Genomic DNA, 12,365 nt, shown 5'->3' with positions numbered 1-12,365 from the left:
GGCTGTAGCGCTGCTGCTGATGCAGCGCCGATGTGCCACAGCACCGGGGCCTCCACCTCCTGCCTCGGCACCCGCAAGGGTCATCGGGAGAGGGCAGCGCCCTTGTGGTGCAACAGGTCAGCCAACTTGCCCATGGTGGTCTGCTGGTTCACTTCCTCGTCGTCGATGGTCACCTTGAGGTCCGTCTCCAGGGCGGCACAGATCTCGGCTGTGGTCAGTGAGTCGAGGTCGAGGTCCTCGAAGCTCTTGTCCGGCGCGATCTCGCCGCTGACCCGGAAAGTCTCTTCGAGCAGGTTGCGCAGGTAGTCGTACATCATGGTGGCGTCTCTCCTCTTACGGTTCCGCTTACAGTTCCGATTCGACTGTGTTGATCTCCGGCCACACCAGTGCCGCCGATGCCCAGGCGAGCCCGGCGCCGAAGGCCGTGAGCACCGTGCGATCACCAGCTCTGATCGTCCCGTTCGACTGCCCGTGGGCCAGGGCGAGCGGAATCGATGCGCCCGCGGTGTTCCCGGTCCGCTCCAACGCGCACACCGCCTTGTCTTCGGGCAGCGACAGCTGCTGCGCCACAGCCCGGATGATCCGCATGTTGGCCTGGTGCGGGACGAGGGCGTCGACTTCGCCGATCGTCCAGCCGCACTGGTCGAGCACTCGCAACGTTGAGCTCGTCATGTGCTCGATCGCTTTGAGGTAGACCCGTCTGCCGGCCATTGAGAGGTAGCCGCCCTGCCCCTCGGGCCGATGGATCAGGTCGCGGCCCGTTCCCTCGCTTCCCCAGTCCACGGCGAGCACCGCCCCCGGCTCGTCGCGCCGGCCGCTTCTCAGCACCGCCGCTCCGGCGCCATCGCCGAACAGAACCCTGGTGGCGCGGTCCGCCGGATCGACGGCCCTTGAGTACGTCTCCGAGGCCACCACGAGGACGTCGCCGGCCAGGCCGGTCCCGATCAGGCCGGCCGACACCGCCAACGCGTAGAGGAAGCCGGAGCACGCGGCGGACACGTCGAAGGCGGGCACAGAACCAAGCCCGAGGTTGTTGGCGACCTCTGGCCCGGCGGCGGGTATGGGACGATCGGGGGTCGATGTCGCCACCACCACCGCATCGACCTCGGTGAGACCGGCCGACTTGAGGGCGTTCTCGCCCGCGGCGACGGCCAAGTCGCGCATCGATACGTCGGGGCCGGCGATCCGCCGTGCGGCGATGCCTGTTCTCTCGCGTATCCAGGAATCGCTGGTGTCCAGGCGCTCGGACAGTGCCGCGTTGTCCTCTTCCCCCACGGGAAGGCAGGTACCGAGCCCGGCGAGCACAGCTGTGCGGTCCGAGGTGGTCATCAGTCACCCCGTCGCGAGGTCGACTCGATGAGGCTCTTGGCCCGCGGATCCGTCCAGTTCTCCTCGATGTAGGCCAGGCAGTCGCCGCGCGTGTCCGGGCCCTGGACCACCTGCCAACCGGCTGGCACGCCCTTGAGGCCCGGCCAGAGCGAGTGCTGCCTCTCGTCGTTCACCAACACCAGGAACTGGCCGTTCGGATCGTCGAAACAGTTCACTCTCATCACTCCTTCCTGCGTCATGTCCGGGTGAGCAGGAACTCGTCGAGCAGCTCAGCGGCGAGCTCGGCCACGGTCGGGCAGCCGAGGAGGATCGGCATCGGTACGTCCAGCCCCAACTCGGCGCCGATCGACTTCCTGATCCTGATCAGTGCCATGGAGCTGCCGCCCAGGGCGTAGATGTTGTCGTCGCGTCGCACCGCCCGGACTTTCAGCGTGCTCGCCCAGATCTCGGCCAGCCGCCCTTCCAGCAGCGCGACCTCTTCGTTCGCGACTTCGGGGGCCCCGTGGTCGCCGTCGGAGAGCAACCGTGGTTCACGTGGCAGCCGTGAGCGGTCGATCTTCCCGTTCGTGGTGAGGGGAAGGTCGTCGAGCAAGGCATAGTGGGCCGGGCGTAACGCGCTGGGCAGCTTGGCCTCGACGTGCGCGCTCAGTTCGGCGACCGTCGGCGGGCTCCCGTGGTCGGCGGGCCAAATGTAGGCCAGCAGGTATTGCGCCGGTTCGGTACCGGCGACCGCCACCGCGGCTGCCGACACCAGCTGATGACTCATCAGCACCTGCTCGATCTCGCTGAGTTCGATCCGCACGCCGCGGATCTTGACCTGGTGGTCACGCCGTCCCACGAACTCCAGCCGGCCGTCTTCGGTGCGCCGCGCGTGGTCCCCGCTGCGGTACACCCGACGGCCGGGGTTTCCGGAGAAGGGGTCGGCGACGAACCTGCTGGCGGTCAGGGCGGCCAGCCGGGGATAGCCGTTGCTGACGCCGATGCCGCCGATCACCAGTTCACCTACGGCCCCCTCGGGAACCTGCTGGAAGGCGTCGTCGACCAGGTAGATCTCCGCCCCGGAAACGGGTTCCCCGAGCGAGACGGTCCGATCGGTGTCGGCACCGGTGAGGTAGGCGGATGTGGCGACCACGGTGGTTTCGGTCGGTCCGTACACATTGCGCACGAGGGGCACGCCGCTGTCGAGCAGCCTGGCGACCAGGCTGGGCGGCACTGCTTCGCCGCCCAGGGTGACCAGCTGCACGCTGCTCGGCAGCGGCCGGTCGCGCAGCACGTCGCTCAGCACGCTGGGCACCCCGTTGATCTGCGTCGGCCGCACATGCGCCGGCAGGTCCGCCACCTCCACGTGATGGTTCAGCACCAGCACCGAACCGCCGACGGCCAGTGCCGGCAGGATCTCGGCGACGTGGAAGTCAAAGCAGAGCGAGGTTGCCGCGACGCTGCACTCGAATGTCTCCCGAGGACAGTGGCGGACGGTCCAGCCCACGAAGTTGTCCAGGCTCCGGTGGGTGATCCAGCACCCCTTCGGCGCGCCGGTGGTGCCCGAGGTGTAGATGACCAGAGCGGTCGCCCCCGGAACCGTTGCGCGGAAAGGCAGTTCACCCTCGCGGTGGTTGGCCATGCACGCATCGGCGTCCACCAGCGTCCACGGCCCTGGTGGCACTGAGCCGGCACAGTCCTCGTCGACCAGCACTCGCCGCGCACCCGAATCCGCCAGCAGGAAGGCGATGCGGTCCGTGGGGTGGGCGGCGTCCAACGGCAGATAGGTCCGGCCGGACAGCAGCACGCCGAGCAGTGCCGCGATCAGTTCGGGCGTGCGCCGCAGCAGCAGGCCAACGGGTTCGTCGACCGGTACCGCCAAGGCGTCCAGTCGCTCGGCGACCGCACCGGCCTTGCCGAGCAGCTCACGATAGGTGAGCTGCCGGTCCGGCGTGCGCACCGCCACCGCATCGGGATTCCGTTCCCACGCCGAGTGCAGCAGGCCGGCGATGGACTCGTGGCCTTGCCCGGGCATTCAGGACTCTCCATCGGCATGTGCGGTCTCACGTATCAGTTCGAGCCAACGTGTCCAGAGCAGCGCGACGTCCTTCGCGGGTATCCGGTCGCGGTGCACGATCTCCACGAACACCTTGTCGTCCATCGGGACGACGTCGAAGAGCAGGTCGAACATCGCTTCCACGGTGGACGGCAGGCTCACCTGGACGTCCAGGCCGCCCATCTTCGGCGTGGGCATCGGGCGGTTGAGGTTGAACACCACGGAGGTGAACTGCTGGCGGGCCGGCCAAGGATCATCGAGCTTCGCCCGGTCGGAGAGTTCGCCAAGGATGCTTTCCAGCGGCAGGGTCCCGTGGGCCAGGTCCTCGCCGAGCTGTTGGCTGAACCGCTTGCGGTGCGCGGAGAAGTCGGTGCCGGTGCGTTGGCTGCGCACCGGGACGTAGCTGACGAAGTGCCCGACCAGTCCCTGTTCCGCCTCGCCCCGGCACTGATCGACCGGGGTGCTGACCACCAGGTCGTCGTGTCCGGCCACCTCGTGCAGCGCCGCGGTGAAGGCGCTGAAGACCGCCATGAACGGTGTGCAGCGCAGTTGCGCGCACCGTTTCACCAATGCCGCCCACAGGTCCGAGTCGAAGTGGAACGCCTGCCGGGTCGCCGGAGCGTTCGCCGGGCGGTCCGGGTCGGCCCACGCCAGTGCGGGAGGGGTGTCCAGACGCTGCTGCCAGTAGTCGAGCGCCGCCTTTCGCTCACCGGCCGGCAATTCCGTGGCTGCGGGCTGTGTCCGTCCGCCCCGCATCGTCACCGGGGCCAGCCCCTTTGTGGCGCGCGTGTAGCCGTCGGCGAGGTCGTTGAGTACGGCGACCATGGAGGTGCCGTCGAACACCATGTGGTGGGCTGAGACCAGCAGGTGGTGGTGGGTGTCGGAATGCCGCAGCACGGTGGGACGGAACAGCGGCCCCGTTGTGAGATCGAACGGTGTGTTGGCGTACTCGTCGATCGCGGCCTGTGGATCGTCCTCCGGGGACACCGTGTGTACAGGTGTCGTGCACTCGGCGCCGCCGGCCACGACCAGGTCGCGTCCGTCGGAGGAGCAGACCGCGCGCAGTGCCGGGTGCCGTTGCCGCACCGCGGCCAACGCGGAATCCAGTGCCGGCAGGTCCAGTTCGCCGGTGAGCTCCAGCACCGCGGTCTCGTTGTAGACCGCCGATTCCGGCTCGAGCTGCCGGCTGATGTCCCACACCTCTCGCTGCTGGGCGGACATCGGCCAGCGGTCAGCCGACCGCACCGGGGGCGCGGTGGCGGCACCGTCCAGGAACTCCGCCTCCCGCAAGTCGTGCAGACCGCGGTCCACCGCATCGATCAGGCGCTCGGCGTCGCTGTCGGTGTGGGCGGCGGACATGAAGAACGTCCTGCCCTCCCACATGTAGATGCCGTCCGCCAGCAGGCTGTGGTAGAGCATCTCCAACGGCAGCGGGTGGTACAGGTTGGACATTCCGCGGTACTGGAACCGCCACAGTGAGCCGATGGATGCCAGCGAGTAGGGCACATCGTGCTGGACGAACAGGTCGGACAGCGCACCGACCACCCGCGCGGTCCTGTCGTTCAGCTCGGGGTAGACGGTGTCCTCGTGCTTTTCCAGGTACTCCAGGGTGGCGTTGGCCGCCGCCATCGCCAGCGGATGCTTCTGGAAGGTGCCTCCGAAGAACGTGGTCTCCGCGGTCGGAGCGCTCTGGTCGCCGTAGCCCCAGCTGCCACCGTCGAGCCCGTCCATCAGGGCCTGCTTGCCGGCGATCGCCGCCACCGGAAGACCGCCGCCGAGCACTTTTCCGTAGGTCGCCAGGTCCGGCATGATCCCGAACAGCCCCTGTGCGCCGCGGATGTGCATGCGGAACCCGGTGATCATCTCGTCGAAGATCAGTACCGTGCCGGTGTCCTGGGTCAGCCGGCGCAGTGTGCGCAGGAACTCGGCCGGCTGCCCCACCGGGTTGCGCGCCTGGATCGGTTCGCAGACCACCGCGGCGATCTCATGGCTGTTGGCGGCGAGGTAGTCCAGTGCGGCCTGGTCGTTGTAGGGCAGGATGACCACGTCGTCCAGTGCGCCGGGCGACACCCCGTCCACCATCGGGCTCACGCTGCCGAGTTCCTCACCACGCCGTCCGAGCATCCCGTCGGTGATGCCGTGGTAGGACTTCTCGAAGTAGGCAACCTTCCGCCGGCCGGTCCCGAGCCGGGCAAGGCGCACCGCGCCCATCACCGCTTCCGAGCCGGTGTTGCAGAAGGAGACCCGGTCGTGCCCGGTGATCCGGCAGAACGTCTCGGCGACCCGGTAGGTGAGTTCCACCTGAGGCCCCAGTGTGAACGAGCGCGGCAGCTGTTCGGCGATCGCGTCCTGGACGATCTGCGGGTTGTGGCCCAGCAGGTGCACGCCGAAGCCGACGCAGTAGTCGATGTACTCGCTGCCGTCGGGGTCCCAGAAGTGCGCTCCCCGGCCCCGGTCGATGACGATGGGGAAGTTGAGCTCCTTCAGCTCGGGCCGGAAGTTCCCCCATGGACGGCTCTCCACCATGCGGTTGCGGTGCAGGCCGGCCAGCTTCTTCGACTGCGGGCTGCGTTCCTCCATGCGCCGCACCAGAGAGTCCACATAGGACTTCTGCCGGTCGCTGAGCCGTGTGCCGGCCGTGGCCGGAGCGGTCGACCTGGGAGCCGCGGGCGCGTTGGACGCGGGGGTTGCGGGTGCGGTGCGTTGCGGTGCCGGCTCCTTGGCGGGCGTGGTGGCCTGGACATGGCCGGCCGGCGAGCCGCCGAGCAGGGTCAGTTGTTGCTGCATGATCGCTAGTTGATTGCGCACCACGGCGTCGAGGCCGGTGGACGCGGCCGGCACAGTCACCTGCTGAAGCGGTGCGTCGAGGCCGACGGGCCCGGCCGGCGCCGTCACCTGCTGAACCGGTGCGGCCGGGGCTTCGGGCTCACCGGCGGCCTCCTCGGAGAAGGCACCGGACTCCGCGAGCGCGGCCGCGAGATCACCGACGGACTGGTACTTCTCGAACAGGTCGGTCGCCTTGAACGACGTGCCATGACGCTTGTTCAACGTGTTGACGAGTTGGAGCAACAGGATGCTGTCCGCGCCCAGTTCGAGGAAGAAGGACTGCTGCGTGATCTGTTCCCTCGGGTGCTTCAGGATCGTGGCCACTTCGTTGGCCACCTCGGCCAGGGCCTGTTCCTGTGATGCCGGCATCTTGCTCCTCTTCCTTGGTTCCTGCGGTGGCTCGATGCCGGTGGGAGTCCGGCCGTCCAGTGCCCAGTGGCGTACGCGCTGCCAGGGATAGGTCGGCGTGCCGGGCAGGAAACGCCCGCCCTGGTACACCGTCTGCCAGTCGAGGGCAGCGCGGCGCATGTACAACTCGGGCAACACGGCCCGCGCGCTCGCGGTGCCGTCACCTTCCTCACCGAGCGCGTGCAACACGCTCGCCCGCACGCCGGCGGCGGCCGCGCTGGTGTGCACCGGGCCGAGCAGTGACTGTTGTGGACTGATCTCGAGGAAGCTGGTGAACCCCGCGGTGGCGGCCTGCTGCACGGCGGACCGGAACCGCACCGGGTTGACCACGCCCCGGCCCCAGTGCTCCGGGTCCATCTGCGCGCGGTCGAGCAGAGCGCCGGTGATCGAGGAGAACAGCGGGAGGGAGCCGGGACCGGTCGCGGCGCCGACCCCGCGGCGCGCGAGTTCCTCGCCCACAGGTGCGAGATCGGGGTGATGGGAGCCGAACCGTATCGACAGCAGTCGGGCCCGGTAGCCGTCCGCCTCCAGCTGGGCGGCCAGTTGCTCGATCGACTCGGTCGGACCGGACAGGGTGACATTGCTCGGCCCGTTGTCCACCGCCAGCACGACGTCTTCCGGGCAGCGCGTGAGCAGGTCGCCGATCTCCTGCGGCGCAGCGGAGACCGCCACCATGCGACGATCGGCGGCGGCGTGCTGCATGACCGACCCGCGGGCGGCGACCAACGCCACCGCGGCGTCGAAGTCCAGCATGCCGGACACATACGCGGCGGCCGGTTCCCCCGCGCTGTGCCCGATCACGGCCGCCGGCCGCAGGCCGAACGACGACCACAGGCCGGCCAGCCCGCTCTGCACGGTGAAGTGCAGAGCCTGCCCGATGTCCGTTCGGGTCAGCGCTACCTCATTGACCTCAGGGCCGCCCCGGCTCAGCAACTCGAACAGGGACACCCCCAACAGCGGGGCGAACGCGTCGGAACAGCGGTGAAGGTGCTCGACCATGGTCGGCTCCGAGAGGAGGGCAGCACTGAGCCCGGTGGTCTGCCGCCCCAGCCCGGGGAAAACGAAGACGGTGTCGCGCCAGACCGCTCCCTCCACCGTGTCGGGCGCCCCTCCGTCGGCCAGGAACGATTCCACCGACTGACGCAACTCGTCGCGGTCCCGGCCGCTGAACGCGATACGCACCGGGTGGTGGCCGCGGCGCGCGGAGGCGCTGTAGCACAGGTCCGCTGCTGTCGCACCGTCATCCTCGGACAGCAGGGACAGGTACCGTCCCGCCAACTCCCGCAGGGGCTGCTCGCTCTTGGCCGACAGCGGCAGCACCAGTGTCGCCGGCGCGGGCGTCGCCGGCCGGGGGGACACCGGTTCTGCCTGCTGGACGACCACATGGGCGTTCGTGCCGCCGAACCCGAACGAGCTGACCGCACCCATCCGACGTTCAGATCCGTCGGGCCACCGCACGGTCTGTTGGGCGACCGCGAGCCGCGTCTTGTTCGCCGCCAGTCGGGGGTTGAGTTCTTCGGTGTGCAGAGAACCCGGAATGGACCCGGCGCGCAGGGAGGCAACGAGCCGGATGATGCCGGCCATTCCCGCCGCGGACTCGGTGTGCCCGATGTGGGATTTCACCGAGCCCACGTAGCAGGAAGGGCTTCCCGCAGGCACCTTCCCGTACGTCGAGGCGAGCGCGCCGAACTCGATCGGATCGCCGAGGGGTGTGCCGGACCCGTGCGCTTCCACATAGCCGACGTGTTCGGGCCGCACCCTGGCATCGGCCAACGCGGCACGGATGACCGCCTCTTGAGCCGGGCCGTTGGGCGCGGTCAGCCCGTTGCTGGCCCCGTCCTGGTTGATCGCGCTGCCCCGGATCACCGCGTGGATCTCGTCGCCGTCCCGCTGAGCCCGGTCCAGCGTCTTGAGCACCAGTACGCCGCAGCCGTCCGCGCGGACGAAACCGTCGGCCCCCGCACCGAAGGAACGGCAGCGCCCGGTCGGGGACATCATGCCGGCCTTGGACACGGACACCCAGTTGTCGGCCGCGAGTATCAGGTTCACGCCGGCGGCCAGTGCCAGCGAGCAGTCCCCTTCGCGCAACGCACGCACCGCGAGGTGCACGGCCACCAGGGAGGACGAACAGGCGGTGTCCACGGCCATGCTGGGGCCGCCCATGTCCAGCAGATACGACAGCCGGTTGGCCACGATGGAGTTCGCATGCCCGGTGACGAAATGCCCACCGAGCTCGGTCAGCTGCTGACCGAGCAACCGGCCGTAGTCGCTGCCGCTGACGCCGACGAACACCCCGCCGGCGGCCAGTTGGCGGCTCGTCGGCGGCACTCCGGCCAGCTCCAACGCCTCGTACGCCGTCTCCAGCAGAATCCGCTGCTGGGGATCCATCTGTTCGGCTTCCCGCGCCGTGATGCCGAAGAACTCCGCGTCGAACCGGTCGATCCCGTCGACGCAGCCGAGCCAGCGGGTGCTGATCCGGCCCGGCTCGGTCGGGTCGGGCGAGTAGAGGTCGCCGAGCCGCCGGGAGTCCGGCACCTCGGTGACCGCGTCGACACCATCGAGCGAAAGCCGCAGGAGGTCCTCGGCGGTATTCGCTGCGCCAGGGAAGCGACAGGCCGTGCCAATGATGGCGATGTCACGGTCATCGCGGGCAGCTGCCTTCGGGGCCATTGCCTACACCACCTCTTCCGCACGGCCCAGCGCCTCGGTGAACTCCTCGACGGTGGGGTGGTTGAGCACCAGGGTGACGTCGATCGACCGGCCGACGACCGCCTCGACCGCGGCGGCGAGTTGCTGCGCGCCCAGGGAGGTGAGCCCGTAGTGCGCAAACGGTCGGTCGTCGGCGATCTGCTCGGCGGGGATGCCAACGATCCGGGACAGCGTCAGCCGTACCATCGGTCGGACCAGACTTGCCGGAGTGGCCGGCGGCGCCTCATGTGTGCCCTGCACCGGCCGGCTCACTTCGGCGCGCAGACGAGCCAGGATCTGCCCGTCGAGGCCACCGGTTTCCAGCAGGCGCCGGTTTTCCGAGCGCTGGATCTTGCCGCTTGAGGTCTTGGCCAGTGTTCCCCTGCGGACCACCGCCACCTCGGCGACCGGCAGTTGGCATCGGTCCCAGACCACGTCCCGGACGCGTTCGGCGAACCTGTCGGCCGTCGTCTCGGCCAGTGTGCGCGCGGTGATCTCGACGACCACCGCCGCCTGCTCCGTGCCATCCCGCTCGACGGCGAAGGCGGCGCACGACACGGTGGCCAGCGAGGGATCGCAATCCTCGACGATGGACTCGATGTCCTCCGGGTGGTAGTTCTGCCCATCCAAGATGATCAGGTCTTTCAACCGGCCGGTGAGGTACAACTCCCCGTCGTGCCGGAACGCCAAGTCGCCGGTGCGCAGGAACTCGCCGTCGCTCTCCTGTCCGGCGATGCGACCCTGGAACGTCTCCCGGGTAGCGTCCGGCCGGTTCCAATAGCCCTTCGCGACGCATGAACCCTGCACCCACAACTCGCCGATCTCCTCGTCGGCCAGCTCGCGCAGGGTGACCGGATCGACGATGCGGAGGGTGACGCCCGGGAGCGGCGCCCCGCAGCTCACGATCGGCGTGGCAGCGGGATCGTCCTGAGCTGCCGCGGTGACGGCACCGTTGTGCAGCGCCGGCGTGGACAGCCACTGGACCTTGGGGTGTTCATCGTCCCGCGAGCCGCAGACCACGAGGGTTGACTCGGCGAGTCCGTAGGCCGCACACATCGCCGTCGGATCGAACCCGGCGGACTTGAACCTCTCGGTAAAGCGCCGCACGGTGTATTCGCGCACCAGTTCGGCACCATTGAGCGCCACCCGCACGCTGGACAGGTCCAGCTGGTCCAGGTCATCCGCCGCATCGCGCAAGCACAGTTCGAAGCTGAAGTTGGGACCGCAGATGTGCGTGGCCCTGAACCGGGATATGGCGTCCAGCAGCCGCCGAGGACGCCTGACGAACAACGCCGGTGACATCAGATACGCCGGAACACCGAGGACCCACGGGGCGACAACGCTGTACACCAGACCGAGGTCGTGGTGGAACGGGACCCAGGAGAGCACCACCCCGTCGTCGTGCACGGGCCAGGTCCGGCCCATGAGTTCGGCCTCTGCGATGAAGTTGCGATGGGAGACCATCACGCCTTTTGGTCGCCCGGTTGATCCGGAAGTGAACTGGAGCATCGCGGTGTGCTGCCGGTCGATGTCCGGCGCGGTCCATTGGCCGGCCAGCGCATCCGAGATGCCGTCCGTTTCGATCAGGACCAGGTCCTGCAACTCGGGCGCGTCGGGAAAACGTGTGCGGAGTTCCCGGCACGCCTGCCCGGTGGTCAGTACGATCCGCGTCCCGGCCGCGTCGGCGACACGACGGAGCCGGTCGAGGTCGCGTTGGCCCCGCGGCATCTTCACAGGTGCGGCGGCAACGCCCGCGTACAGGCAGCCGGCGAAGGCGTTGACGAACTCAAGGCCGTACGGGTGGGCAAGCACCACGTTGCCGCCGGCGAGACCGCGTTGCTGGAGCATTGCGGCGCGTGCACGGGCCGAGCGGTCGAGTTCCGCGTAACTCGCCTGCTCCGCGACTTCCGCATCTCCGGAAAGGAATGCGTAGAACATGTCGTCCGGAGATTCGGCTGAACGCCTTCTCAGGACTTCGACCAGCGTTCCCGCAGATATCTCGGATTCATCCATGTCGTTCATACCGGGGAATTCTCCTCAGTCGGCAGGCACCCAAGCGAAAGTAAGCTATGAACACAGATCGTCGCTCGTCAACAGCCTGAGTCCAAGGGCCAACAGGGGCCGATCTTTCGTGTCCGCTTGAATAGACGAAATTACAACCGCCGGCAGCACGATCTTCCAGTTCGCTTGACCGCAACGAGGTCCCGCCATAATTTGAGGCCACTTTCCCGTTGTCATCGGGTTCGATGGACGGTGGCCAAACAATTCCGGGAGATGTGCTTGTTCATGCACCCCGACGCGAGAAGTTCGTGGTTCTGGATACCTCATCCGAGGCGGGCGCCGCGGTTCCGGCTGGTGTGCTTCGCGCACGCGGGCGGTTCGGCGGCGTCATTTTCCGCGCTGAGCACCGCGCTTCCGCCGGACACGGAGTTGTGGGCGACCCAACTGCCCGGCCGGTTCGTCCGCTACCGCGAGCCGGCCGTGACCGGCCTGAAGGAACTGGTTGCCCAGATCGCGGACGCGCTCCGGTCAGCCGCCGATCCTGATGTGCCGATGGCGTTGCTGGGACAGAGTTTCGGTGGTCTGCTCGCGGCCGAGGTTGCCAGGCAACTCGAACCCGACCGACCCGCACTGGCACTGGTGGTGCTGTCCGCCGCCCCACCGCATCTGCTCAGGCCGTTTCCCGCGATCTCCCGCGAGCAGGTGCCCGATCTGCTGCTCCGCACCGACCCGGGCGCCCAGGAGATCCTCGAGTGCGCCGAACTCCGCGACGTCGTGCTCGACACTGTCTGGGCCGACCTCGAGCTGTTGCGCCAGTTGCCGGATGTCGAGCGGCCCCCGCTCAGGTGCCCGGTGCACGCGATCGTGGGAACCGGTGACAGCACGATCGGCGCGGCGGACATGGCGCAATGGCAGCAGCACACGGAGTCGGTCTTCACCATGGACGAACTGCCGGCGCCGCACTTGATCGCCTCGGCGCACGCCGCCGGCCTGAGCGACACCGTCACCGAACTCCTTCGATCGGACACAGCGCGGTGCCGGAACAACCATCCGGCCCGTCAGACTGAAGGGCAATAGC

General features: G+C 68.5%; 7 protein-coding genes. 1 reads left to right on the top strand and 6 read right to left on the bottom strand.

Annotation, left to right across the window (positions count from 1 at the left end):
• Window positions 1–80: 80 nt before the first annotated feature.
• From AC3EUV_RS20870 to AC3EUV_RS20845, 6 genes are read right to left on the bottom strand one after another with little or no spacing between them, the layout of a single operon-like run.
• Window positions 81–317: an acyl carrier protein gene (locus AC3EUV_RS20870; protein WP_432143433.1), complete on the bottom strand. Its 237-nt coding sequence runs from the start codon at window positions 315–317 to the stop codon at window positions 81–83.
• Between the two features lie 28 nt (window positions 318–345).
• Complete coding sequence (locus tag AC3EUV_RS20865) at window positions 346–1,329, bottom strand: beta-ketoacyl-ACP synthase III (RefSeq protein WP_432143432.1); 984 nt, start codon at window positions 1,327–1,329, stop codon at window positions 346–348.
• Window positions 1,329–1,550, bottom strand: a complete 222-nt coding sequence (locus tag AC3EUV_RS20860; protein WP_432143431.1) for an MbtH family protein — start codon at window positions 1,548–1,550, stop codon at window positions 1,329–1,331. The genes AC3EUV_RS20865 and AC3EUV_RS20860 overlap by 1 nt, the downstream gene beginning before the upstream one ends.
• Window positions 1,551–1,564: 14 nt before the next feature.
• A complete protein-coding gene (locus AC3EUV_RS20855) occupies window positions 1,565–3,343 on the bottom strand; it encodes a non-ribosomal peptide synthetase (RefSeq protein WP_435603564.1) in 1,779 nt (592 codons plus the stop codon).
• Complete coding sequence (locus AC3EUV_RS20850) at window positions 3,344–9,268, bottom strand: aminotransferase class III-fold pyridoxal phosphate-dependent enzyme (protein WP_435603563.1); 5,925 nt, start codon at window positions 9,266–9,268, stop codon at window positions 3,344–3,346. It lies immediately after the preceding gene.
• A 3-nt stretch (window positions 9,269–9,271) separates the two neighbouring features.
• A complete protein-coding gene (locus AC3EUV_RS20845; protein WP_435603562.1) occupies window positions 9,272–11,308 on the bottom strand; it encodes an AMP-binding protein in 2,037 nt (678 codons plus the stop codon).
• A 264-nt stretch (window positions 11,309–11,572) separates the two neighbouring features.
• Here AC3EUV_RS20845 and AC3EUV_RS20840 point away from each other — a divergent pair, with 264 nt between their 5' ends.
• Entirely contained in the window at window positions 11,573–12,364 is a 792-nt protein-coding gene (locus tag AC3EUV_RS20840) for a thioesterase II family protein (protein ID WP_488187982.1), read from the top strand.
• The last annotated feature ends 1 nt before the right edge of the window (window position 12,365 follow it).

It is taken from the genome of Streptomyces sp. bgisy130, from assembly GCF_057708345.1.
The sequence above is the reverse complement of the archived record's forward strand: the minus strand, read 5'-3'. Positions and strand labels throughout refer to the sequence as shown.